This window comes from Brotonthovivens ammoniilytica (genome assembly GCF_025566885.1).
In the GTDB taxonomy this organism is placed as follows: Bacteria; Bacillota; Clostridia; order Lachnospirales; family Lachnospiraceae; genus Brotonthovivens; species Brotonthovivens ammoniilytica.
Genome location: NZ_JAOQJQ010000002.1, coordinates 143,859 through 169,607, shown reverse-complemented (window position 1 = coordinate 169,607; position 25,749 = coordinate 143,859). Strand labels below are relative to the sequence as shown.

Here is a 25,749-nt window from a genome sequence, read left to right as displayed (position 1 = left end):
TCATACCCCCAATCGTGATATTTTTATGATTTTGTGATAATTTCAAGCGATTATCACAAACGGCTGAAAATGGTACAAACCCTTATTCCTAGCGGACTTTCAAAGGTTTTTGAACCAGTTTCCAGCGTAATTGTGCCCCTCTGTTAGATATGAGGGGCTAATGTCTGCTGGCGTGGCTGACGCCACACCAGCAACGGCATACACGGTCTTGTACGCTTCGCTGACCGTTCCTGCCGTTTCGGTTATTCGCATACGGACATACCCATATATATTGCAATGCAGTCCATATCTTCGTTTCTGCATATTTCTAGGGCTTCCTTGTCAAGCTCATACTCATGCTCCATACGCATGAACATAGGCTTATCCATGATGATGAACTGATAAGAAAGCGTACTGCTTAAAAAAGCCATTTCCTCGTCAAGCGAAATAGAAATCAATAACGGTAATTTTTGCTTCTTATGGTCTATCTTTTCCAATACTTCGCTCATTTTTTCGTGATAGCGTTCAATCGGATATTCGTCCCATTTGTAATATTCCGTATCTGTGGAAAACTCCAAGTCGGCAAGGAATTTGCCAAAGTTTAGGCATATCCCGTTTGTGCTGGTTTTGTTTTCTTCATTTCTTAATTTCATTTCTAAATAACTCATAGTCTTTCATTCTCCTTTTCTTGTTGTTCTGGCACGGCTTGTCTTTGTTCGGCAAGCTTGCCGATTGTCTGTAAAAAATCATGCCCTTTAGGGACAAGGGGAGTGTAAAACTCGCTGATTACGCTTGTCCCCACATCACAGTAGCCACGCCCTTTGATACGCTTCTGAAAGAATTGTTTCTTTACATCTGAACCAAAGAGCATACCATACCCAAGTTCACTGATACGACCAAGCCCCACACGGAAGTTGAAGTTATCCCTTATCCCGTCTGAAAAATATTTTGCGTCTGGTCTTTGACAAGCGACAATAAGGAAATAACCAGCTTGCCGTCCCAACATCACGATTTTCTTTAGCTGGCTAAGCAAGCTCATGCTTTCCTTTGTTGCCAGCATTTCAAAAAATGCCACATATTCATCAAAGATTAAAAAGCAGGGCGGTAGTCCCAAGTAGGCGTAGTTCTCGCCCGTCTTGTACTTCGGGTGCTGTTTCATTTCTTCGCTTCGTGCCACCATGCCGTCATAAAAGGCATTGACGCAATCAATCATTTCTTCTTTGGTGTGATACACATTCGGCATAACCGTTCCCAAGTCGGCAAGGTCGCTATTCTTCGGGTCTAAGATGTAAAGCTCGGCGTTGGTCTGCAATAGTGCTTCAATGAGCGTCAGCAAAAAGTAAGTTTTACCGCCACCCGTACCACCAGCTATCAGAGCGTGAGGAAGTGCGTCATATTCCCAGACAAGATTTTTCATCAGTCTAAGACAGCCATTTTCTGCCTTGACTTCCTCAATGGAAATACGGTTCGCTATCATGTCATATAAAAGCGTGTACTCGATATAGCCGTCGTGTAAGGTCTTGTCGGTCAGCTCACAGTACAAACCGCTTTCCAGCTTATCCTCTAACCGCAGGAGCTGGTCTTGATACTTTCCTAATGTAATCTCACAGCGGATATGAAGCAGTCCCGTATTCATCTGATAATAGATTTTTGGAAACCAGACGATTTTTTCCCTTGATCTGCCTTGCAGGTCAGTGAAAAAACCGCTGTCCTTGACGGTATCGGCTTCATACCACTTGTTTTCCAGTATCATTCGTGCCAGCTTTTGACGGTGCAACAACTGTTTGAAACGGTCATAACAAAAGCGGTAATACAGAAAAGCGACCAATGCACAAACACCAGTCGCTATCAGTATGGTTATGAAGTTGTAAGGGGAGAGTGTCAGCCCATTATCTAACAAGCTGAACTGCTCCCAATCGGTACGCATAAGTTGTTTCATATTCAGTAGCAGGATAACCGCTACGAACAGAAACAGAAGCGTACCCATTGAAAAGCGGTACACAAGGCTTTTGTCACTGGCTCTGATACGGTGTCCTTTGTTCAAAATCATTTTCATAAATCAATCGCTCCTTTCTAGGTATGAAAAAAGCAGTCAATCCTAAGACTAACTGCTAATTACTGTGAAATATGAAGTTGTAGATAAACTGTAAGTTGAGAGTGTTTTAAATCTTAAATACTAATATAGCTTTATCTGTTCCTACCATTGACATAGTTATTAACTTATATCCTTTATTCAGCATTTCTTCGGCTTTTTTCTCAATAGCCTTCGCTAAATCTTCTACACCAGTAGAACATTCTACAACAACTGATTTATAGACTAAATTGAACATTTTAGCCACCTCCTCAATATAATTTTTCATTGCAATTTTACCATAGTTTTCCTGCTAAAATCAATATGGTATTCCTATTTACAACTTCTAATTCGCCGATTTCTTCATATTCACTACAATAAAAATTTAGCCTATTACCTATTTTCTCGGTTGTCCCTGCGGATTGTTGTTCTGTGGATTTCCTGCTGGCTGGTTGCCTTTGTTCTTCAAGATAATATCATCAGCCTTAATGTACCAGTCTACATCAGCCCCTCTAAAGTTGGCGTTTGCTACCGTATCGGCTACGGGATTGATAAGCTCCACCTCGGCATTGTAGGGATAGTCCTTGACGGCTACATCAGCAGGAATAGATACTTGTATCATGCGTTCCTGCACACTGCATTTTAAATCGTAGGTTCTGCGTTTGATTTCTTCGCTTGTCGTGCCGTCCTCATTTTCCATACGCACCTCATGTCTAAGGGCAGAGAACTTCAACACGCCGAATGTCTTTTCCTTATCTAATACAATTCCATTTGCTAATCTCATAATGAATACCCCCTTATTTACTTTCCACTGGCAACATATCATCAGCCAGTAAGATATAGTTTGTAAAGCCACGCCCACGGATATTGTAGCCCTCTGCGGTAATGCGTGGGTTAATCAATTTGATTTTCTGCTCTGGCTTGAAGTGCTTTTCGCCAGCTTTCGCAGGAATGGTTACGATAATATCATCAGCTCTCTGTACGTCGGAATACAAGTTGTAGCTTCTGGTGATAGGAACATAGCGACCATTCACACGCTGTTGTTCAATCTTGCTTTCTCCTGCAAATTCCAAATTGCCGAATGTCTTTTCCATGTTCGGCACAACATATTTTAATTCCATAGTGTTTTACCTCGTTTCTTTCTTTGTTTTTAATTGTGATAGGTTCTTATTCTGGCGTTATGGGAAATACCCGCAAGCCCCCAGATAGTAAAGGGTAAATAAATGCTTACGCACCCTTGACTATCCGTGTTCTTGCAGGTCGTAGGCAGACAAGCCAGAATAAGCGGAAGTCTGCCGACACGGTAACGGCGGAGAGCGTGGTTTTTCTTTTCTCATACAGTTACCGCCTTATGATTTTTTCATACGACGGCGTTTGTAGAAGTATGTCCCTGCAAGACCGCCAGCAGAAGCAATCAACATCACGATAAATGCCATAAGATTAGTGCTGTCGCCCGTTTTGGGACTGTCCGTTCTGGTTGGTGTATCGGGTGTTGTTGGTGTTTCTGGCTTCTCTGGTTCTTCGGGAACTTCTGGTATTTCCTTGATTGTTACCGTCTGTCCTTTATCCTCAATGTCCTTATGCTCCGTAACCTTTTTCGGTTCGTCTGGATTGCTTACATCATATAATTCTTCAAAGGTTACAAGCTGTTTTCCGCCAAGCTCGGAAGCGTCGAATGTAAAGACAATCTGTACTTCCATGTTTTCACTGTCAGCGGTAAAGGTATAGTCATTTTCTACACGTTTGCCGTCAATGATAAGCTCTGCATTTTCTTCTTGTAACATCTGCCAGCCCACAAGCTGATACTTTGTGCCGACTTCCAAGCCCTCTAAAGTAACGGTATCAATAATCGTTACGTCTTTGTCGGCTTCAATTTCTTTCTTGCCGTCCTCAAAGGTCGCAGTTGTATGTATCTTGATGATACGCTCGGTAATCAATACCGTTTGCCCGTCGTCCTCAATGTCCTTGTGTTCTGCCACCTTGATAGGCTCGTCCTTATCGGAAAGGTCGTATAATTCTTCAAAGGTTACAAGGTTCTTGCCACCTAAAGCAGAAGCATTGAATGTATAGCCAATTTCAACTTTCATTTCTTCATCATCAGCAATAAAGGTATAGTCATTTTCTACACGCTTGCCGTCAATGATAAGTTCGGCATTTTCGTCCTTAATCATCTGCCAGCCTTTCAACTGATACTTTGTACCTTTTGTAAGCCCGTCTAATTTGACCGTATCAATGATTGTTACCTCTTTGCCTGCAATGATTGACTTTTCACCGTCCTTGCTGGTCGCTGTGGTATGGATTGAGATTTCCTTTTCGTATTCGTCAGTCAATGTTCCTAAATCAACGGTTACTTTGTTTCTGGAAATCACAATCTCAAACGGTGGGATAAGAGTAAATCCCTTGTTGCTGTCAGAGCGTAATTCTTCAATGATGTAGGTATCATATAATAACGCACCTTTGCTGTCGTCTGGTTCAGAAGTGCCAAACCATACACCGTTCTCGCTGGTCTTGCCCTCGTTGGTATTGTGCTTGTGGGAAGCCCAGTCAGAAGATGTAGAGAACTGCCCGTTGTCGTCCGTTACGACAATATGGCTTTCGCCCGTCGTCTTGCTTGTGATCCTGAACGGAACATCAGCAAGACGCTTGTGCGTGCCTGCTCCAATCTTCACGCCCTCTAAGTCGCCACGTTTCATCTGATTATAAATAGAATGGGCTTCGTCGGTTAAATCCACGATTTTTCCATTCTCTGTGATTGTAAACTCAATCGCTTTTGCACCGTCGGTTAGGTAGCCCTCTGGTGCTTCGCTTTCTTCGATACGGTATTTCCCATGTGGCAATAAATCAGCAGAAGTAGAAGCTACACCCTCAATGTCCGTATGAATGGTCTTTACGACTTCATTTTTCTTGTATAACTTGCCCTCAACCAATACGGCATTGTCATTTAAGGAAATGATTTCAAAGGCAGTATCTTTCAAGGTAGCTCCGCCTTGTGCTTTGGTATCTTTGGTTTCTAAATCACGTTTCTGGATTTTGACACCGCCACGGATAACCTTGTCTGATACATGGAACTGATTGCTTCCAGTCAGTACGGCAAGGTCGCCGTCCTCGGTAATCTGTGTTAGATACATTCCTTTGATTTGTTCTTCACTGCCGTTTGCCTGCATATATGCACCGTCTAACAAATAACCTGTCGGACTTTTCACTTCTTCTACGGTCAGTGTTCCAAGTGGAAGTACGGCTTTCCCGTCTTGTTTATAGAAGCTGTCGCCAGCTACTTTGTAAGCGTCGGCTAAACGGGTAACATAATGGATTGTACCGTCGCTGTCTTTTTCAGCGATTGTCTTTGTCGTCCATGTGCGAGTTGGGTCAGCAGGGAGATTATCTTTGTTGTAGTAACCAGCGTAATACTTCCATGTGAACTCTGCACCCTCTAAGGTAGCGTCGCCCTGCGGATTGCTTTTCTGTGTTTCCATATCAATCTTGAAAAGTTCAATCAAGGTATCGGTTACTTTTGGTGTATCAGCTACTTTTAAAGTGGCTGTTTTTCCTGCTTCAACCTTTAAAGAATACACGGTAGTATCTACCTTATAGCCAGTCGGTGCAGATAATTCCTTGATATAGACTGTGCCAGCCTTGACTTCTACGGTTTCGGTATTACCGTTGCTATCTGTCGTAAGGGTGGCAAGCTGTTCTTTGCAGTCCTTATCAGAAAAGACACCATACGTCGCACCAGCGATTGAATAATTGCCGTTGCCGTCTGTAATGCTGGTGTTGGTGGAACGCTTTTGTAAGGTGGCATTTCCTACATTAAGGTTCGCCCAGAACTGTCCCAATTCCTGCCCCTCGCCAGAGTAGATATAACCGCCACATTCATAGCGTCCTTTATTCTCTTTGACAAAGGCTTTTGCTCCTGCGAATACTTCGTCCTGCGTTGCCTTTGGAATTTCATCATAGGAAGCTCGCACGTTATCGCACTGCCAGCCAAGATGTACGCTCAATCTTTGCCAGACAACCAACTGTCTTAAAAGGTAAGCGTGATTACTGCTTAAACCGCTGTGACTGGCTGTGTATTGTTTGACATATTCAATAGATAAGGCAACGTCGGCTATCTGGTCGGTACTCATGCGTGTGCTTGCGTCAGCTCTGGTCTTATAGCCATTTTTAAAGTCCGTGTTAATATCAATACAGTATGCGTCCTCGCCCTCAACGGTCAAATGTCCCTCATTAAAGGTTGAACCGATAGAACCGTCATTCATTACTTTTTCAACGATACCGACACGCTCTTGCGATTCAGTCCAGTATTGTTTGCTTTCTGCATGAACAGCAGTAGTTGGCAAAGCGGTAGCGATAGTTGCAAAGGCTAAGAAACCCGTACATAATCGCTTGAATATCTTTTTCATAATTCGTAATGCTCCTTTCATTTTGGGTAATAAAATAGCCGTCCACTCGGAACGGCTGAAAATAGAAAAGGAACGTCATTTTAGGCGTTCCATAGTCTATCAATCATTCAATTTTTCTTGTTTCAATACTGATGTGTTTTTACTGTAAGTCTGCATATCTCGGACAATCTCTTATATCAAAGCTCAATCCGTAGTAGTAATTTGGTAGTATTTTAATAGTGTTAAGTCCTTGAATATGCCGTAAAATCAATGGTCTGGACAGATAGTTGAAATAAATTAAAAATTTTATATTCATTTTTAAGTATGAAATATTATTAAAAATGTGTTCTTATTTTATTTTAGGGGTTTCTTTTTTTTTATTTTAGATATATATTAAGGAAATGATCATAAATTTTACATATTTTTATATTAGACTTTTCACAGACCAGACACAGATCGCATTTCGATCTGCGTTTATAAGTTAAGGACAAAATGCATGATCAGGCGTTTGTTCTTTTCACTGATTGTTAAAAATTATGGAAATTTGACTATTTCCTGAATAAAATTGCAACTGACACATAGAAACAAAACACAATTAATAAGGTAAGAATCATGAAAACGATTAAAATTAAAAATATTGAAATTATTTTTTCCGGAAAAAAAGTACGCCTTCTGGCAGCGGCAATTACGGCATTTATGTTGATTTTTGTATTAGCTAATAATAATTTATTTTTAAATTCCGATCTGGAACTTAACAAGGGCATTGCATTATTTGTTATCTCATTAATCTGCGCACCGGTTGCGGGACTTTTGATTGTGACAAAAATCAGACTTCCGGAACGCTGGCAGAAACCGGCAAATACATTACTGTTTTTCCTTATGCCTATTATTTCTTTACAAATGGTAGAAAGCCTGAATGGAAAATTTATTTATGATTTCTCTCCTCAGACTTTTTTTGCAAATTATCTTACGATTCTTTGTTTTTACCTTTTATTTTATCTGTTTACCGGCCGTTACCATATGGTAGGACTCCTGGTTAATATTCCATTATACATATGGGGACTTCTGAACTATTTTATTGAAAGCTTCAGAGGCACTCCATTTATACCAATGGATCTTCTAAGTTTTAAAACCGGATTAAGTGTCGCCGACGGATATTCCTATAATTTATCCTGGAATCTGATACTAGGTTCTATCCTTTTTTTCCTGACCTATTTGGTTAACAGAAAGATTAAAAATATCAAGCCACAAAAACTGAAATTTAAAATTTTCTGTAAATTGCTTCCCAGTGGATTTCTCGCTGTTTTGCTGGCAACCTTTTTCTTTACAGATTTTCCTGCCAACGCAGGTTATAAACCGGATTTCTGGAATCAGACCCGGGGATATTACAATACCGGTTCCTTTTTCAACTTCTGCCTGAATACCAAATATCTGCATGTATCCAAACCTTCAAACTATCAGGCGTCTCAGACAAGCGAGCTGATTGATGGAGTAATGGAAGACGCCGGTATTTTGGCAGACAGTGAGACCTCTACCAATCTCTTAACCGGAAAAAATGATTATCAGGCTTCAAATACAGAAAAAAAACCAAATATTATATGCATTATGAATGAATCATTTGCTGATCTTGGAAATCTGGGAGACCTTGAAACAAATGAAGATTATATGCCTTTTATTCACAGCCTGACAGAAAATACTATTAAAGGAAATCTATATATGCCGGTTTTCGGCGCCGGAACCAGCAATTCTGAATTTGAGTTCTTAACCGGCAACTCTATTTCAAGCCTTCCTGCTGGCTGCAACGTATATCAGTCCTATATTAAAACCAATCAGTCTTCGCTGGTATCTACCCTGGGAAGTCTTGGTTATTCCAAACAGGCCTTCCATCCTTATTACAAAGACGGCTGGAACCGCACCGAAGTTTATGATTATCTTGGATTTGATAAGTATACTGCTATTGAAGATTTTATTGATAATAATATACTGGATACCTACAAACAGAATAATGATGTTACAGAATACGAGAACCTGTTAAAGCAGGCTTATCCGGATGAGAATATGCTGCTCCGCCGTTTTATCAGTGATGAATATGACTATAAGATGGTAGAAGACATGTATGAAGAACGGGACAGCTCGAAACCCTTTTTCCTGTTTAATGTTACCATGCAGAATCATGGCGGTTATTCCGTTGGCTATTCCAATTTCCTTCAGGAAATATATGCTACAAATCTTTCCCAGACTTATCCCATGGCCAACCGGTACCTTTCACTGGTAAAGAAATCTGATGATGCCTTTAAGTCTCTTGTAGAATATTTCAGCAATGTGGATGAACCTACCATTATCTGTATGTTTGGCGATCATCTTCCTTCTATTGAAGATGAATTCTATGAAGAACTGTTAGGAAGCAGTCTGAATGATCTGTCTAAGGAAAATGAACAGGCCCGCTATGCAACTCCATTTGTTATCTGGGCAAATTACGACATTCCGGAAGCCACAGTTGAAAAAATGAGTGCAAACTACCTGTCCACCCTGCTTTTACAGACAGCCGGCCTGGAACTGACCGACTACAATAAATTTCTTGCTTCCATGTATCAGAAGCTTCCCGTAATAGATACTGTTGGCTATATGGATTCTGAAGGAAACTATTACTCTCACGATGAAACCTCTGACTACAGTGATCTTCTTAATGTATATAGCAGAATTGAGTACAACAACCTTATTGATACAGAAAATAAAGATAACAGCCAGTTTTATTTGAATGAGGATAAAACATCCCAATAATTTTTACTAAAAAAGAATGTGCAAAGCACATTCTCCGCCTGCGGCGGGTCGCTTTTGTGACATGACTCCATTCCGCCGCAGTGCGCTCCACAGCTGAGCGTTTTTTTCTCTATAGGAATTGGTACTTTTCAGCTTTATCACAACACAGTGTTTCCTATAGAGTAAAAAAGCGTTTTCCTGAGCCGGTTCAGGAAAACGCTTTTTTATTGCAGTTCTTCAGATTACAAATTTTATTCAAATAGCGGTGTAGAAAAGTACCGTTCTGCCGTATCCGGCAGAATTGTCACAACCGTCTTTCCTTTTCCCAGCTTTGCCGCCAGCTTTAATGCTGCGGCCACATTGGTTCCACTAGAAATGCCGCACATTATTCCTTCTTTTCTTGCCAGATCTTTAGCGGTATTTATAGCCTCCTCGTCAGATACGATATAAATATCTTCATAAATCTTCTGATTTAAAATATCAGGGATAACGCCGTCTCCGATTCCCATCTGCAGATGTGTTCCCACAGTTCCTCCTGCGAGAATCGCCGCATTCTCCGGCTCAACAGCCCAGATTACAATATCCGGGTTCTGTGCTTTTAATACCTCTCCTATTCCGGTAATGGTTCCTCCAGTTCCGATACCTGAACAGAATCCATCAATGGGTCCGGCAACCTGCTCAAGAATCTCAAGCCCGGTGTGATGCCGGTGTACCATAGGATTCGCCTGATTCTGAAACTGCTGTGGTACGTATACATCAGGATTTTCTTCCGCCATTTTTAATGCCGTCTGAAGACACTGCTCGATACACTCTCCTATATTTCCCGCATCATGAATTAAAATCACTTCTGCTCCATAATGCTCTACCAGCTTTCTGCGCTCTTCGCTGACAGAATCCGGCATAACAATAATCGTCCGGTATCCTTTGACTGCTCCAACCAAAGCAAGGCCAATCCCCTGATTGCCGCTGGTTGGCTCCACAATGATTGTATTTTCATGAATCAGTCCCTGCTGTTCGGCCTTTTCAATCATATTAAATGCTGTTCTGGTTTTGATGGAACCTCCCACATTTAATCCTTCAAACTTTACAAGCACTTCCGCATTCTCCGGATGATTCATTTTTTCAAGGCGAATCATTGGCGTATGCCCGATTGCTTCCAGTATGTTGTTATGTATCACCTTTTTACCTCTCTTTTTACAAAATTCTCTCTATATCGAATCAGTATACAATGAATTTCCCGAAAACTCAACAATGTTTTACTGTTCCAAAAGTCCCAGCCAGGTGCTGGCGGCAATTCCTGCCAGACTGGCAATCAGTGCACCTGCAAATGTCCATCTTGTTTTCTTTATCTTAACAGACATAAAATAAATGCTCATCGTATAAAAAATCGTTTCGGTACTGCTCATCATAAGAGAAGCTGTGACCCCCAGCCTGGAATCTGTACCGTACTGCTGATACAGGTCCAGCAAAAGTCCGGTGGCTGCAGAGGAGGAAAACATTTTGACAACCGCCAGAGGCACCAGCTGTGAAGGAAAGTGAATCAAGTCCGTAATGCCTGCAATAGCATTTGTTACAAGATCCAAAAAACCGGAAGCGCGCAGAATTCCTACTCCAATCATAAGTCCCGCCAGCGTTGGCAGTATCTTTGCGGCTGTCAGTATTCCCTCTTTGGCTCCATCTACAAAGTCCTCATAGATATTACGTTTTGCCATAAGCCCGGATAAGATTACCACCAGTATAATCAGAGGAATCAGCGCTTCTGAGAAAAACATCAGTATACTAGACATGGCGCTTCCTTTCCGTCAGACACATGATCTTGGCAAAAACAATTCCGGCTGCTGTTGACACCATGGTAGCCACAATAGCCATTCCCACAATAGACGTGGGATTAACAGAGCCATACTGGCTGCGGTATGCGATAATGTTTACCGGTATCAACTGAAGAGAAGAAATATTTAAAACCAGAAATGTACACATGGAATTGCTGGCTCTTTGAGGATTTTGGGTATTTAACTGCTGCATCTTTTTCATTGCGTCCAGTCCCGCCGGCGTTGCCGCCCATCCAAGGCCAAAAATGTTGGCAATACAGTTGACGGCAATGGCCTGATTGGCCGGATGATCTTTTGGTATATCGGGAAATAAAAATCGAAGAAACGGCCTGAGCCTTTTAGCCGCCGCCCGGAGCAGCCCTCCATTTTCCGCAATTCGCATCATCCCCACCCAGAAAGCCATTACTCCCGCCATTGTAATACAAAGAGTTACCGCCTCCCCGGCAGATTCCAGAGCCGCATCTGTCACCGCCGCTAGATTTCCCTGCAGCGCCGCATATATAATTCCGATCAAAATCATAAATGCCCATAAAAAGTTTAACATTCTATGTACTCCAGACATTTTTTACTAGTATATGCCGCTTCCTTTTATCTGTTACCTAAAAATTCCCTATACTTTCAAATAATTTGATAATCAAACTACTTGTCTGTATTCAGAAAATAAGCTATAATAATTGCAAATAGTACGCCAATATTAGCGCACCCTGATTGATTTTACGGAGGTCTGATTTGGACTCATATAATACATTTAATGAAATTTTAGTTACATTATTCAATGACATTATGCACATTGAAGAGAAAGCGGTAATAACTGAAGAATTTAAAGATATCACCAATAATGATATGCATGTCATAGAAGCTATTGGTCTTGAGGGCGGCCGGAATATGTCATCCGTTGCCAAAGATCTGTCTGTAACAGTGGGAACACTGACCATTGCGGTTAATAATCTGGTAAAAAAATCATATGTACGCAGAAACCGCAGTGAAAAAGACCGCAGAGTTGTGCTGATTTCCCTGACAGCCAAAGGAAAATCCGCCTACCTGCATCATAAAAAGTTCCATGATGAAATGATAAAAGCCACCCTGGAGGGATTAAATCTGGAAGAAACCGAGGTTCTAGTAAAGGCCCTTTCTAATCTCTGTACATTTTTTAAAACCTATCAAAATAAATAAATTCATACATTTTTCCTGTAGAGAGCTCATATTCTTAATATGAAATCACTACAGGATTTTTTTATGTCTGAATATCATTTTTCTTACAAACACCGCAAAACTTTTGTTTTCCTGTCTGTATTTCTTTTGTGTTTCTGCCTGCTGCTTTCCGGATGCGGCTTAAAAAGAAGTAAGGACATTCAGGATACATCATCTCAGGACTTCCAGACCTACACGGAACAGCTTTTTTTACAGCAAGTCTGCGCAAGCACCATTACCCTGCACTATACCTTAGCCCACCCCGAAAACATGGGCATTACAGACACCCCTGTTTCACTGGGGCACATTTCCCTTCCTGAAAACAGTACTGCTCCGGCAGAAGCGGAAAATATACTATTTGCTCTAGATCATTTTTCAAAAGACTCTCTTACTCTGGAGCAGCAGATAGATTACGAGATTATGCAGGATGCACTGCAGACACAGATCGCTGAGGACACCTTCCCCTACTATCCTGAAATTCTTTCTCCTGCCGGCGGCATACAGTCAGAGCTTCCTATTCTGCTGGCCGAATACTCATTTTATGATGAACAGGATATCATTGATTACTTAAATCTTTTGAAACTGGTCCCTGACTATTTTAATGAGGTAATACAATATGAAACCCATAAGTCCCAGGCAGGACTTTTTATGCCCGACTATTCCTCGGAGGTGATTATCGCCCAATGCCAGGCAATGACCGCTGATTTGGATTCCCATTTTCTGGTTGAAACTTTTAAAAACCGGTTGAAAAGCTTATCTCTTTCCTCAGAAAAAATAAAAGAATATGAAAACCAGAACCGCCAGCTGTTAAAGCAGAAAGTGTTTCCCGCATTTCAGCAATTATCTTTAGCTTTGCTGGAGCTTCAGGGAACAGGAAAAAACCAGGGCGGTCTTTGTAACTATGAACATGGAAAGGAATATTATTCTTACCTGGTTTATGCCTCCACCGGTTCTGACAAAAGCGTGGAAGAGTTTCAGAGTGCAGTCTCAGATCAGAGAGCTAAAGATCTGACACAGCTTCAGGCTTTACTGGAAAAAAACCAGTCTCTGGCATCAGATCTTCAAAATGTCCAGATTTCTTTAAATACGCCTGAAGAAATGCTTAAGTCACTGGCACAGACAATCAAAGAAGATTTTCCGGTTCTTAATGAAAATATTAAAGCAACGGTTAAAAATGTTGATCCATCCCTGCAGGAATATCTGGCTCCCGCCTTTTATCTGACTGTCCCAATTGACGAAGTAACAAATAATGCCATCTACATAAATCAAAAGTCTAAAACCGACCAGGTTACCTTATTTACTACCATTGCTCATGAGGGCTATCCTGGACACCTGTTCCAGACAGTTTACTTTAATAATCATGAGAAAAACCTGTTCCGCCACCTGATGAATTATCCAGGATATATTGAAGGCTGGGCCACCTACGCAGAATTGTATTCTTATAAATATGCGGGCCTCCCAAAAGAAGCAGCAGAATATCTGCAGCTGGAGCAGTCTATTATCTTAAGTCTCTATGCCTCTGCTGACTTTGGCATACACTATGACGGCTGGACATTAAAAGACACCACACAGTTCTTTGGTGCCTACGGTTTTTCAGACAGTGAGACACTGAAGGAAATATACGAATATATTGTGGAAACTCCTGCCAACTATTTGAAATATTATGGGGGCTATCTGGAATTTCTGGAACTGAGGGATTATGCCGAAAAAAAATACGGGGATGCCTTTGACATCTCCGCATTTCATGAGGCCGTTCTAAAAATCGGCCCTGCTCCGTTTTCAATTATAAAAAAATATCTTCCCCAATACTATGAGGCTGCCCGCTCTTAAGGTCCGGTAATACCTGCCCATCACTCTAACATCCGGTTTTTTCAGGCTACAGGCTAAATTCCTTCCTCTAATAGCTGCTGGTATATTTCCCTCTTTCCTACACCACGGTCTCTTGCCACTTTTTTCATGGCTTCCTTTCGATCCAGGCCCTGGCTGATATACTGATTCATATGCTCCTTTAAAGGCACCGATTCCCAGGACTGCTGCTTTATCTGCTGCAGCTCCAGGGGATCTCTGCCTTTTATTACAATTACACACTCTCCCCGGACACCCGATTCCCGGTAATACAAAACCGCCTGGGACAGTGTTGTTTGGAAAACCGTTTCAAATCGTTTCGTTAATTCCCGGCAGACAGTTGCTTTTCTGTCGCCTAATGATTTTAGCAGCTCCTCCAGGGTTTTCAGCAAATGATGGGGCGCCTCATAAAGAATAATCGTCCGGGTCTCATTTACCAGCTCTTCAAGAATCCGCTGGCGCTCTTTTTTCTCTTTTGGAAGAAATGCTTCAAAACAAAATCTTCTGGTTGGCAGACCAGATACCGTCAGTGCCGTGATACAGGCTGCCGGCCCCGGCAGAGATGTCACCTCAATTCCCTGCTCTGTACAGATTCTTACAAGTTCTTCTCCCGGATCGGATATACCCGGCGTACCTGCATCTGTAATCAGAGCAATATTCATCCCGGACCGGATTTTTCCCGCAAGCTCATGAGCTTTTTCTATTTTGTTGTACTCATGATAGCTGGTCATAGGTGTCTTAATATCAAAATGATTCAGCAAATGAATGGAATTTCTTGTATCCTCCGCCGCAATCAGATCAACTTCCTTCAGCGTTTTCAGTACTCTGAGTGTAATATCCTCCAGATTTCCAATTGGAGTTGCACACAAAAATAACTTTCCCTGCATAATAATATCCTGCCTGTTAATATCCGTATATGTCATAAATTTCATCTGTATACTTTCCCGGTTCCCGGTAAACTATCAGTGGTTTTTCCACTGTCATCCGGGGCCTGCCGCCTCTAAGTCCCTCTAACAGCACCATATTCGGTTCCCGGTCTGCGTATGGATACACCAGACGCATACGTTTTGGCTCCACATGGCAGGCCACCATCAGTGATATAATCTCCGCCAGCCTAAAGGGCCTGTGCACCATATAAAATCTTCCGCCGGGGCGCAGAAGTCGTGCCCCCTCCCGGATTACATCCTCTAATGTGCACAAAATTTCATGCCGGGCAATTTTTTTTGCTTCCCCTGCATTGGTTAGTCCGTGGCTGGCTGTCATATACGGCGGATTACTTGTCACCACATCAAATTTACCGGCTCCCAGAAGGGAGGATGCTTCCTTAATATCCCCCTCTACAATATCTATTTTAGCCTCCAGATGATTTATGGCCGCACTTCGCCTTGCCATATCCGCACTCTCCGCCTGTATTTCCAGTCCGGTAAAATGTTTCCCTTCGGTCTTGGCCTCCAGCAGAATCGGAATAATTCCTGTACCAGTACCCAGGTCAACAGCACACTCACCTGCTTTTACCTTTGCAAAACCAGACAGCAGCACGGCATCCATGCCAAAGCAGAACTTTTCCGGATTTTGGATGATCCAGTACCCGTTTCTGTGAAGCTCGTCTAGTCTCTCATTCTCTTTCAGTATTGTATCCATAGGCCTAATGGTTATCATTCAGCTTTGATTTGTTGTCCTTATCTTCCAGAGCTGCCAGTTCTTTCATCTCTGCTCTGCTCAGTTTCTGATTTTCTTTTTTTCGTTTCGGGCGGAATTTCAGCTGATTGACACAATATTCACGGATTTCTTTCTCATCCCCGGTCTCCACTATAACTTTCACCCGCTGGCGCAGTACATTTACACTCTGGACTTCACCTTTCAGATTATCTATTGTTGTTACACGGTCGCCCACATTGGGAAGCCGGCTGTTTAAATATTCGTATGTTTCCTCTTCATTTTTCAAACAGCACATCAATCTGCCGCAGACGCCGGAAATTTTGGTGGGATTTAAGGATAAATTCTGTTCCTTGGCCATTTTTATGGATACCGGTGCAAACTCAGACAGAAATGTATGACAGCATAATGGTCTTCCACAGATTCCGATTCCTCCAAGAATCTTTGTTTCATCCCGGACGCCGATCTGACGCAGCTCAATTCTGGTCCGGAATACAGCCGCTAAATCCTTTACCAGCTCCCTGAAATCAATCCTTCCATCTGCGGTAAAATAAAATAAAAGCTTATTATTATCAAAGGTATACTCTGCTTCCACCAGCTTCATCTCCAGTCCGTGTTTCCGGATTTTTTCCTGACAGATTTTATAAGCCTGTTTTTCTTTTTCTCTGTTTTTTTCCTCAATTCTATCATCTTCCGGTGTGGCTGTACGTATTACCGGTTTTAAAGGCTGAACCACCTGATCATCTGTTACTCCTTTCGGGGCTGTCATCACTGTTCCATATTCCACTCCCCGGGCAGTCTCAACGATTACATGGTCTCCTTCCTTCATATCCATTTCTTTTGGGTCGAAATAATAAATCTTCCCTGCCTTTCTAAAGCGCACTCCTACAACTTTTATCATTCTATATTCTCCTTTATGTTAATCAGTAAAAGCTCCAGGGATATATCCTGATTGACATTAGAACGCAGTCTTTTCCTTGTCTGTTCAATCATATTTAAGATGTCATTCAAACCCTGATAAGAGCTCCTTTCTGCCTGCCTTGCTATTTCATGTATCTGCTCTTTAAAAATAATTCCCTGTTCTGTACCTGAAGCCTTATAAAACAGCACATCCCTGTACCACATCATAAGCAGATCAAAAAAATCATCCATCCGCGAAAAACCGCCGATGGCTTTAACCTCTTCCATCAGATCGTAAACTTCTATTTCACCGATCTTGCGCACCAGCCAGACAGTCTTGTCCTTCAATTCATTAAAATCAGAGGAGCCGGCCAGCATTACAGCCTTTCCTACATTTCCCTGGGCGAATGCCGTGCATACATCCGCCTTGTAATCTACTACCTGGTATTTTTTCATCAGCATTCTGTGAATTTTTTCATCTGAAACTGCTTTCAGATTCAATCTAACACACCGGGAACGAATTGTCTGTAAAAAACTGTCAGCATTGGTTGTCAGCAGCAAAATCACCACATAAGAGGGCGGTTCCTCTATGGTCTTAAGCAGGGCATTTTGCGCCTGCTCATTCATTTTTTCAGCTTCGTCTATAATATATACCTTATACTTTGACTGTGCACTGTATGGCTTCACCGTGACAGAATCATTAATCTGCTTCCTGACATCGTCCACAGATATGGTATTTGGCTTCTCATGGGTCAGATAAATAATATCCGGATGGTTCTTCCCTTCCGCCTGTCTGCAGGAACGACATTTCAGACAGGGTTCCGCCGTCTGCTGTTCACACTGCAGCGCTGTGGCAAAGGCCTCCGCCAGCATCATTTTCCCGGAGCGTTCGGCTCCGTTTAAAATATACGCATGAGATACCTTGTTTAAACGTATGGCATTCTGCAGATGATCAATAATCTGTTCGTGTCCTATAATTTCTGAAAATCCCGGCATATCAGCAAACTCCTTTTATATATTCAGAAATCTCTTTTACGGTATCTTTCAACGACTGATTCTCAAATGTTACCAGGATTCCCGCCGTCTTTCTATTTTCATCAGAAAAGTCTTTTTCATCCGCCAGAAAACGGCGGCACATTTCCGCATACCTTGGCTGTATCTGCTGCATTTCCCTGTCAAGAGCTCTCTGAAGACGTACCCCGTCATCCAGATCAATGTAAAGGGGAATCACGTACTCTTTTCCAAAATAATCTCTTATTTTAGTATAGGCCTCCAGAGTACCGATCATCAGATAATGAAACGGACTTTTTAAATCAATCTGTCCGTCATCTGCCGTAAAATATTTCCATACGCCATGAACCGTCTCATAGGCCCGCAGCTCAATGATATGTCCTTCCTTTTCCATCTGCCGGACATACTGCTCATCACAGAAAAAATAATCCTTACCTTCCGTTTCTCCCATACGAATTGGTCTGGTTGTATATGGAACTACACATTTGAGTTTTAAATCAGCGGGTTTTAACAACTCTTTATATATGGTATCTTTCCCGGATGCACTCTTTCCCATTAAACAAAATACTTTGCCCATGCTGTCTCCTAACTTCCTGTTATTAAACAGGCCGCCGGCACAAACCGGCATCTTCAGTATAATATAACTGTTCCTAAATCACAATGTTAATTCTCTTTCCTGATTTGTCATCCATTCCCTGAACTGCAAATCCTTCCTCTTTCAATAACCGGATATTTCTGATCAGCTCTTCTGTCAAAACTTCTCCCGGTACAGCCAGCGGAATCCCCGGGGGATAAAGATAAATAAATTCTGCAGATACGGCTCCAGGTGCACAGTCCAGCTCTATTTCTCTTACTGCTGATTCTTTTGCTTTATATAATTCCATGGCACGGGGAAGCTCCCGGTACAGCCGGCAGTCAGATACTGTCATATTTGTAGGAGATACCGGTTTCCTATGGGCCAAAAATGCTTTATCCAGCGCCGTCAATGCCTGTTTAAGCCGCCTAAAACCTTCTTCTGTATCGCAGATACTTGTCAGAGCGGTCGCATAATGCCCCGATGCCATCTCCAGCTGCAATCGGTATTTTTCTAACAGAATTTCAGACAGATGCCGGCCGCTGAGCCCTGCCCCCCATGAAAATATCACAATTTTTGAAAAATCCCGTCCAAAAATTCCCTTCTGATGCTGGCTCTGCAGTACTTCCAGACAGCTAAGCTTCTTCATATCTTTATAAAATTCCTGCAGGCGCTGCTCAAAAGCCTCAAACAATTCCTTTTTCTTTTCTGTTAAAATCCGGTTCAACCGGTCTATGCCTGCCATAAAAATATAAGACGGTGAACTGGTCTGAAAAATTCCCAGATACTCCCTGATTTTTCTGCCGGATACCCGCTTTCCCTTTACATGAAGTACCGCCGTCTGTGTATAAGAAGGCAGGGTTTTGTGAAGACTTTCTATTACCAGATCTGCACCTTTTGCCAACGCTTTTTGGGGAAAGCCCTTGGAAAATCCAAAATGAGCTCCGTGAGCTTCATCTACAATTAATGGAATGCCCTTTTCATGAACTATCTCACTAATCTTTTTGATATCTGAAATAACCCCGTCATATGTAGGGGAAGTAATCAGTACAGCTGCAATATCCGGATGGCTGTTTAGTTTTTCTTTTATTTTTTCCGGACTTATACTGCCCTGTATCCCGGCTTTTGTATATTCCGGGTAAACATATTCCGCCTTTAGCTGATGCAGAAATATCCCGTGATAAACCGCCTTATGACAGTTCCTTGCCACCAGAATCTTATCTCCTCTTTCCACTGCGGCACAGATAGCTGTCAGAAGTCCTGCCGTACTTCCGTTTACAAGAAAATAACTGCAATCCGCACCAAAAATATCTGCCGTCCGGTTCTGGGCCTCATCAAGAATTCCTTCCGCATGATGGAGATTGTCAAATCCGTCAATTTCTGTAATATCTATCTTTTCAGGATGCAAAATCCCCATATCCACACGCTTGTGGCCGGGCATATGGAAGGGATAAATATTTTCTTTTTCATACTGATACAATTTTTGATCCAGATAATTTTCTTTCATCTTTGTTTTTACACTTTCATAACTTTTGCTGGGACAATGACGTTTTATAGTTGTCCGCTTTTTACATATTATAGTATAATCAGGAACAAATACATCATTTTTTTAATTAATAATGAAAACAAAAAAGAATGGAGGTTCTTATGACAAAAGCACTTGTTATCCTGTGCGGCGGCAAAAGCTCCCGCATGGGTACTGATAAAGCATTTCTGCCCTTTGGCACAGATTCACTATTAAACTATCAAATTAAACGATTTCGCTCCTGCTTTGAGCATATCTATATCTCAGTTCAGGATAAGCAGGACAAATCTTTTGATTACAGCGCTTACTGCGGATGCAGGGAAATCCCCGATCTGTATCCAGGTATTGGACCCATAGGGGGCCTCTACAGCTGTCTGATGCAGATTCCTGAGGATATTATTTACTTTAATGCAGTGGATACTCCATTTTCCTCTCCTGAGCTGGCTTTGGACCTCTGCGAAGAATTATCAGAGCATCCGGAATATGCAATCTGTCTTCTAAGAAATCCAGCGGGGGAAATACAGCCTCTCCAGGGCGCATATACAAAATCTGTTCTGCCCGCAGTCAATGAGCTGATACAGAGTAAACGGTACGCCCTCCGGGGAATTTTTGACCGTTTTGGGCCCCATATTTATGAGACCTTTCATAAAGAAGAACAGTTTTTCAATATGAATAATCCATATTCCTATTATCTGGGTCTCCAAATGCTTGCGCAAAAATCGCCCGGCAGTTTTCCCGTACAGTTTACAGGAACTGAAAAAAAATGTAAAATACCGGCCTTATCTTTTACAGCAAAGTCCGGAACCGGCAAAACCACCTATCTGGAAAAACTGATTCCTCTGTTAAAAAAACAGGGCCTGAAAATTGCAGTTTTAAAACATGACGCCCATGGATTTCAAATGGATAAACCAGGCAAAGACAGTTATCGCCTGACACAGGCAGGCGCTGACCACATGATATTGACTTCCAGGGATCAGACTGCCGCTATTTTTACTCATCCCGCTGAAAATCCGGATTTAAAGTTTCTAATGTCCAAAATCAAGCAGGTAGACTTTATTTTAACCGAAGGATATAAACTGGAGAATATGCCAAAAATAGAACTGCTGAGAAAGGGCTATAATGAAACCCTGACGTCAAATCCGGAAAATCTCCTTGGAGTTGTCTGTGATTTTCCATTTGAAACAGATCTTCCGGTCTTTCCTTTAAATGAACCGGGAAAAATTGTGCCGTTTCTTATGCAGTATATAAAGGAAAAACCGTTTTAAATTAAGCAGATCTTTAATCCCTTGTTTCTCACATTAGAGACATCAATTGGACAATTTTGATGTCTCTTTTGTTTTCACTAAATCTTTTCATCTTGTTTTTTGTATAATTTCAACAAAATTTTCCTTCTTTTCATGTATGTTTGTTAGATTTATTTTTTTAATTCCTTGTATTACGATAGATTTTATTAAGAATTTTGTAAAAAATACACTTTTTTTCTTGACAGTGTATTATGCATAAAATATAATACTTCTTGTAGTTTATATTTTTTTAATAAAATATATTCTAATTTTATTATTTTTTTTATAGGAGGTCTTTTATGGGTAAGAAATCTAATTCGTTTAATCTGGGTGCTAAAGGCTACGTCATCGTTATACTGGCATTCGTTTCCTGCTATGTGTACTCAGCATTAACATCCGATTCCTTAAACGTTACAATCGGCGTTTTCGGAAAAATGGGTCTGAATACAAATGTTCTGTATTCTATGTCCACCATCGCCACAATCTGTGGTATTATCGGTTCTATCATTCTTGGTAAGATTATGAGTCTGAAAACCGCAAGCAAAACATGGGCTGTATCCATGATTTTAGTAGCTGTATTTTCTGTAATCTGGTCACAGGCTACAAATGTAACAATTTATGCTGTTGGCTATCTTGTATGCTATACTTTAACATTAGCATGCGCAATGCTTTTAAGTTCTCAGGTACTAGCTTACTGGTTCCCGAAAAAACGTGGTGTGGCCATGGGTATCTGTACAGCAGGTTATCCGCTCTCAGCAGCAACTACAACAGCTGTCTGCGGCGCATTTGTAAGTAAAATGGGTATCAGCTCTTTTTACATATTCATCGCTATTATTGCATTAGCAGCCGGAATTATTATCTTTGCTTTTGTAAAAGATTTCCCGGAAGAGAAACATGCTTATCCGGATAATGACAAAGATTTTGATTTTGAAGCTGCTGAAAAAGAACATAAAGCAAACCTTGAATACTTAAAAACATCTAAATGGACCGTAGGCAAATGTCTTGCAAGCGGACGGATGTGAATTCTCTGGATTGCAGTAGGTATCGGCGGATTCCTTTCCATGGGTATCATGTCCAACTTTGTTGGTAAATTTATGGAACAGGGATACCAGATGAATGAAATTCTCGGTATGCTTGCAATCGCAGGTATTGTAGCTATCCCGGGTTCTATGTTTGTTGGTTTCCTGGATGCAAAATTTGGAACAAAATTTGCAGGTATTATTGTAAATATTCTTGCAGTTGTTGCCGTACTGTTCAACCTGACAGACGTACACGCACTTCATTATGTTGCACTTCCGCTGCTTGGTATTATGCTTGGCGGTTCTTCTAATATGATGGTTTCCTGTACATCCGCTATCTGGGGACGTTACGATTTCCAGAATGCATTCCGTGTTATTCAGCCGTTAAACTCTGTTATGACTGGTATCGGAATTACAGTTGTTGGTATTGTAGGTACAAACTTCAACTACATGAGCGCATACAAAGTTATGTTTGTTATGGCTATTTGTGGTCTGCTTGCTATGATGGCGCTGAAAGTAAAACCAATTGACAAAGATGTAAGATAATCAATGTTCTATGAAAAAACGGGACCGATTCTTTTGAATCCGTCCCGTTTTTTTGCTTTTCATATCCCCTATCCCCTGCAGCACCTGCGGCACGCTTTCACTTCCCATGAGTACGTATCGTCGTGCAAATCACATTTCCATGCCACCAATACCTAATAATATAAAAATACAGTAATTCATAAGACCTATATCTTCTTTAATACCATATGCCGGATATCTTCCATCACTTCCATGGCCACCGCCACCCCGTAAACACTTTCTATATGCTCTTTTTTAAGCACTTCTTCATCGCTGCCACAGGCAAATATGCTGCCCTGATGGAGCATCAGAAATTTATCACAATACATTGCTGACAGATTAATATCATGTATAGAAACAATAACAGAAAGCTTCTGTTCATCTACAAGTTTTCTTACAAGGGCCATGGTTCTCAACTGGTTTTTAAGATCCATACTGCTTGTAGGCTCGTCTAGCAGTAAAAGCTCCGGCTCCTGGCACAATGCCCTTGCAATAAATACCCGCTGCCGTTCTCCGCCGCTCATCTCGTTAATATTCTTAAAAGCGAAGTCCTCTAATTCCATTTTCCTTAGAATCTCAAAAGCTTTTTGTTCGTCTTCCTTTGTGACCCCAAACCGCTGAAAGGGTTTTCGTCCCATCAGCACCGCGTCAATTACCCGCATTGGGAATGTATTATTTGTATTCTGGGGTACATAGGCAACCAGTTTGGCCCTCTTTTTAATGTCCATTTTCAGAAGATTACTGCCCATCAGCCGGCTCTCTCCCTCATAAGGTCTTAAAATACCGCACAGCGACTTTAAAAGTGTCGTTTTACCAGTGCCATTTGGACCAAGAAGCGCAAGCATATTGCCCTCTTCAAGGGAAAATGTAATCTTCTCAAATATATTTCTCTTTCCGTATCGAAAAGACAGCTGTTGAACTTCAAGACTCACTACATACTCCCCTTTCTCTGGGTCAGAATTAAATTAATAAAAATCGGTACTCCCAGGAAGGAAATTACTATACCAACAGGCATAATCACCGGGGCCAAAATCAACCTTCCTATTGTATCAGCAGCCAGCATCAGGAGCGCTCCAATAATTGCCGAAAAAGGCAGCAGAAATCTGTGGTCACTGCCAATTATCATTCTGGCAATATGAGGCCCCGCCAGTCCCACAAACCCGATAACACCGGTAAAGCTAATAACCGCTGCGGTTGATAAAACCGCAAGAATGCACACTTCCATTCGGACTCTCTCCGGATGAATCCCCAAAGACTTTGCCACTTCATCATCACCGCTGGCAATAATATTCAACGCCGGAGCAAATATATAGATAGCAATACAGCAGACTGCAACTACCACCAGAACAACCATTACTTCACTCCACTGACTGCCGTTTAAACTTCCAAATGCCCATTGAACCACTTCTGCCAGTTTATGCTCATTTGCAAAAAACTCAATAGTAGAAGTACAGGCACTGAAAAAATAATTCAAAGCAATGCCTGTCAGAACAATAGACGCCGGACTCATTCCCACTTTAATGGAAATCAGATATACCAGCGCCATACATCCAACTGCCCACAAAAAGGCATTAAACACAGTACCGGCCTGGCTTCCTGAAAAGAAGCCAACGCCGAATACAATAGATAAGGAGGCCCCAAATGCCGCTGCATTGGAAATACCGATAGTGAAGGGACTCACCAGCGGATTTCTTGTGGCAGCCTGCATGGCCGCCCCTGAAACAGCAAGACCAAACCCGGCCAAAATCGCCATAACAACCCGGGGCAGCCGCAGCAAAATTACGACTTTTTCCTGATTATCAGTAATTTCTCCACCATTTGCAATTGTATGAAAGATAGCAGTTAACACTTCCTTCATACCTGCCCCGGTAGCCCCAAGTGTTGTAAAAGCCAGAGCCAGAATCAGCATCAGGACAATACCAGCGATAATGATTAGACATTTTATCTTCCGGCTTTTTTTATAGACCTGCTGAATCTCCCCATCATGATATTTCATTATTAATGTAAATCCTTTCCGCTGTAGAAATGTCCGTCTACATCTTTAAATCCCTGGAAATCTTCCATCCATGCCCTGAAAATTTCATCCGGGTCAAGATCCGGCAGTAAATCCGGATACAACATTTTTGCAATATAGCAGGTACCTACCAATTTACCCGCTCCGCCATGGCTGAACTGTGTCATGAAGTATATATCATCGTTCTTTACTGCTGTAATTCCATCCCAGCCCGCACGGCCTGTAATATCTTCATATGCTGCCTTAAACTCATCTTTTGTAGGAGGCTCATACAGCCCGGTTCCTGCCAGGGCTTCTGCAGGTGTTACCAGTTTCACGATCACATCCGGATTCCGTGCAATAACCTCCTCCGGATCTACTTCACTGGCACTGATATTTTCATTATCTACTGCAAAAATGTTCTCTGCTTCTGCATACTCAATCATATCATACATTGGATCTCCAGCCAGCACCGTCGTAAGAGGAGAGGTGCTCTCAAAGTACAGACTTCTTTTCTCCACTCCATCCAGCTGTTTTTTGATATATTCCAGTTTACCATTAAAATAATCATAAAATTCCTGGGCTTTTTCTTCTACCCCAAACATTTTACCTATATTTTCAACCTGATTTTTAAAATCTGCTGTATCATATCCGGAAATTACAAAAACCTTAATCCCGAAGGGTTCCAGCTTCTCTTCTGCTTCCTCATATGCCCCATTATCCGGAATAATTACAACCTCCGGATTCAGTTCAACTATTTTTTCATAGTCCAGTTCTCTCTGACTCTTTCCGATTACATTGTCCGGATCAAACATGCCCCAATATTCTCTGTCCTGCGCAGTGTTTAAATCTACAGAAACAATTTTATCAATAGCCCCGCAGGCACGGATCAGTTCATTATTATATCGAAGTACGCTGGCAGCGCTGTCTACCGGGCATTCCAGCTCTACTTTTCGTCCCACATTATCTGTTAATGTGACAGTCTCTTTTTTTCCGGAATCCTCTTTTGTCTCCTTTGTTGTTTCGGAAGATACGGATTCTCCTTTGTTTTCCTGACCGTTTGTCCCACAGCCGGCCAGGGTGCTCATTGCTAACACGCAGGTCAGCACAATTGCTGCTAGTTTCTTTTTCATGTAATATCCCTCCTGATTTTGCTGCTGTTATCTGTGG

At 41.8% G+C, this 25,749-nt stretch carries 24 protein-coding genes; 6 read left to right on the top strand and 18 right to left on the bottom strand.

Annotation, left to right across the window (positions count from 1 at the left end):
* Window positions 1-242: 242 nt before the first annotated feature.
* From OCV88_RS05230 to OCV88_RS05205, 6 genes are all read right to left on the bottom strand, one after another.
* Window positions 243-647, bottom strand: a complete 405-nt coding sequence (locus OCV88_RS05230; RefSeq protein WP_158424524.1) for a hypothetical protein — start codon at window positions 645-647, stop codon at window positions 243-245.
* A complete protein-coding gene (locus OCV88_RS05225) occupies window positions 644-2,035 on the bottom strand; it encodes an FtsK/SpoIIIE domain-containing protein (RefSeq protein WP_158424523.1) in 1,392 nt (463 codons plus the stop codon). The genes OCV88_RS05230 and OCV88_RS05225 overlap by 4 nt, the downstream gene beginning before the upstream one ends.
* Before the next feature lie 106 nt (window positions 2,036-2,141).
* Complete coding sequence (locus tag OCV88_RS05220) at window positions 2,142-2,309, bottom strand: hypothetical protein (RefSeq protein WP_262590763.1); 168 nt, start codon at window positions 2,307-2,309, stop codon at window positions 2,142-2,144.
* A gap of 138 nt (window positions 2,310-2,447) precedes the next feature.
* Window positions 2,448-2,834 carry a YdcP family protein gene (locus OCV88_RS05215; RefSeq protein WP_158424522.1) on the bottom strand — a complete coding sequence of 129 codons (387 nt, stop codon included), beginning with the start codon at window positions 2,832-2,834 and terminating at the stop codon, window positions 2,448-2,450.
* 13 nt (window positions 2,835-2,847) lie between these two features.
* The gene (locus OCV88_RS05210) at window positions 2,848-3,171 is read right to left on the bottom strand and encodes a YdcP family protein (RefSeq protein WP_022619051.1); all 324 of its coding nucleotides are present in this window, start codon (window positions 3,169-3,171) and stop codon (window positions 2,848-2,850) included.
* A 228-nt stretch (window positions 3,172-3,399) separates the two neighbouring features.
* Window positions 3,400-6,450, bottom strand: a complete 3,051-nt coding sequence (locus OCV88_RS05205) for an SrtB-anchored collagen-binding adhesin (RefSeq protein WP_158424521.1) — start codon at window positions 6,448-6,450, stop codon at window positions 3,400-3,402.
* Between the two features lie 591 nt (window positions 6,451-7,041).
* Between OCV88_RS05205 and OCV88_RS05200 the strand changes: the two genes are divergently transcribed.
* A complete protein-coding gene (locus OCV88_RS05200) occupies window positions 7,042-9,210 on the top strand; it encodes an LTA synthase family protein (RefSeq protein ID WP_158424520.1) in 2,169 nt (722 codons plus the stop codon).
* Between the two features lie 230 nt (window positions 9,211-9,440).
* Here the strand turns inward: OCV88_RS05200 and cysK are convergent, their stop codons facing one another.
* The 3 genes from cysK to OCV88_RS05185 form a co-directional block, all read right to left on the bottom strand.
* Window positions 9,441-10,367, bottom strand: a complete 927-nt coding sequence (gene cysK, locus OCV88_RS05195; protein ID WP_158424519.1) for a cysteine synthase A — start codon at window positions 10,365-10,367, stop codon at window positions 9,441-9,443.
* 78 nt (window positions 10,368-10,445) lie between these two features.
* Window positions 10,446-10,976: a spore maturation protein gene (locus OCV88_RS05190; protein WP_158424518.1), complete on the bottom strand. Its 531-nt coding sequence runs from the start codon at window positions 10,974-10,976 to the stop codon at window positions 10,446-10,448.
* Window positions 10,969-11,562 (bottom strand): nucleoside recognition domain-containing protein, encoded by a 594-nt coding sequence (locus OCV88_RS05185; protein WP_158424517.1) that lies wholly within the window; start codon window positions 11,560-11,562, stop codon window positions 10,969-10,971. Before OCV88_RS05185 ends, OCV88_RS05190 begins: the two co-directional genes overlap by 8 nt.
* 185 nt (window positions 11,563-11,747) lie before the next feature.
* On the opposite strand from OCV88_RS05185, the gene OCV88_RS05180 reads away from it, so the two are divergent.
* Both OCV88_RS05180 and OCV88_RS05175 read left to right on the top strand, forming a co-directional pair.
* A complete protein-coding gene (locus OCV88_RS05180; RefSeq protein WP_262590761.1) occupies window positions 11,748-12,191 on the top strand; it encodes a MarR family winged helix-turn-helix transcriptional regulator in 444 nt (147 codons plus the stop codon).
* A 63-nt stretch (window positions 12,192-12,254) separates the two neighbouring features.
* Window positions 12,255-14,039 (top strand): DUF885 domain-containing protein, encoded by a 1,785-nt coding sequence (locus OCV88_RS05175; protein WP_262590760.1) that lies wholly within the window; start codon window positions 12,255-12,257, stop codon window positions 14,037-14,039.
* A gap of 53 nt (window positions 14,040-14,092) precedes the next feature.
* Here OCV88_RS05175 and rsmI read toward each other — a convergent pair whose 3' ends face one another.
* The 6 genes from rsmI to OCV88_RS05145 all read right to left on the bottom strand — a co-directional run bounded on the left by rsmI (window position 14,093) and on the right by OCV88_RS05145 (window position 19,702).
* Window positions 14,093-14,941, bottom strand: coding sequence for a 16S rRNA (cytidine(1402)-2'-O)-methyltransferase (gene rsmI / locus OCV88_RS05170; protein ID WP_158424978.1), 849 nt, complete (start codon window positions 14,939-14,941; stop codon window positions 14,093-14,095).
* A gap of 16 nt (window positions 14,942-14,957) precedes the next feature.
* Window positions 14,958-15,695 carry a tRNA1(Val) (adenine(37)-N6)-methyltransferase gene (locus OCV88_RS05165; RefSeq protein WP_158424515.1) on the bottom strand — a complete coding sequence of 246 codons (738 nt, stop codon included), beginning with the start codon at window positions 15,693-15,695 and terminating at the stop codon, window positions 14,958-14,960.
* Between the two features lie 4 nt (window positions 15,696-15,699).
* Window positions 15,700-16,611, bottom strand: a complete 912-nt coding sequence (locus OCV88_RS05160) for a PSP1 domain-containing protein (RefSeq protein ID WP_158424514.1) — start codon at window positions 16,609-16,611, stop codon at window positions 15,700-15,702.
* Window positions 16,608-17,606, bottom strand: coding sequence for a DNA polymerase III subunit delta' (gene holB, locus OCV88_RS05155; protein ID WP_158424513.1), 999 nt, complete (start codon window positions 17,604-17,606; stop codon window positions 16,608-16,610). Before holB ends, OCV88_RS05160 begins: the two co-directional genes overlap by 4 nt.
* 1 nt (window position 17,607) lies before the next feature.
* Window positions 17,608-18,198: a nucleoside/nucleotide kinase family protein gene (locus OCV88_RS05150; RefSeq protein WP_158424512.1), complete on the bottom strand. Its 591-nt coding sequence runs from the start codon at window positions 18,196-18,198 to the stop codon at window positions 17,608-17,610.
* A gap of 73 nt (window positions 18,199-18,271) precedes the next feature.
* Window positions 18,272-19,702, bottom strand: coding sequence for an aminotransferase class I/II-fold pyridoxal phosphate-dependent enzyme (locus tag OCV88_RS05145; protein WP_158424511.1), 1,431 nt, complete (start codon window positions 19,700-19,702; stop codon window positions 18,272-18,274).
* 140 nt (window positions 19,703-19,842) lie between these two features.
* On the opposite strand from OCV88_RS05145, the gene mobB reads away from it, so the two are divergent.
* The 3 genes from mobB (at window position 19,843) to OCV88_RS05130 (ending at window position 22,568) form a co-directional block, all read left to right on the top strand.
* Window positions 19,843-20,985: a molybdopterin-guanine dinucleotide biosynthesis protein B gene (gene mobB / locus OCV88_RS05140; RefSeq protein WP_262590759.1), complete on the top strand. Its 1,143-nt coding sequence runs from the start codon at window positions 19,843-19,845 to the stop codon at window positions 20,983-20,985.
* Window positions 20,986-21,302: 317 nt separating this feature from the next.
* Entirely contained in the window at window positions 21,303-22,025 is a 723-nt protein-coding gene (locus tag OCV88_RS05135; protein WP_158424509.1) for an MFS transporter, read from the top strand.
* A 39-nt stretch (window positions 22,026-22,064) separates the two neighbouring features.
* Complete coding sequence (locus tag OCV88_RS05130; protein WP_158424508.1) at window positions 22,065-22,568, top strand: hypothetical protein; 504 nt, start codon at window positions 22,065-22,067, stop codon at window positions 22,566-22,568.
* Between the two features lie 185 nt (window positions 22,569-22,753).
* Here the strand turns inward: OCV88_RS05130 and OCV88_RS05125 are convergent, their stop codons facing one another.
* The 3 genes from OCV88_RS05125 to OCV88_RS05115 are packed head-to-tail and all read right to left on the bottom strand — an operon-like array spanning window position 22,754 to window position 25,712.
* Complete coding sequence (locus OCV88_RS05125; protein ID WP_158424507.1) at window positions 22,754-23,518, bottom strand: ABC transporter ATP-binding protein; 765 nt, start codon at window positions 23,516-23,518, stop codon at window positions 22,754-22,756.
* On the bottom strand, window positions 23,518-24,582 hold the full coding sequence (locus OCV88_RS05120) for a FecCD family ABC transporter permease (RefSeq protein ID WP_158424506.1): 1,065 nt from the start codon (window positions 24,580-24,582) through the stop codon (window positions 23,518-23,520). The genes OCV88_RS05125 and OCV88_RS05120 overlap by 1 nt, the downstream gene beginning before the upstream one ends.
* A 2-nt stretch (window positions 24,583-24,584) precedes the next feature.
* Complete coding sequence (locus tag OCV88_RS05115; protein ID WP_158424505.1) at window positions 24,585-25,712, bottom strand: ABC transporter substrate-binding protein; 1,128 nt, start codon at window positions 25,710-25,712, stop codon at window positions 24,585-24,587.
* Window positions 25,713-25,749: the final 37 nt, after the last annotated feature.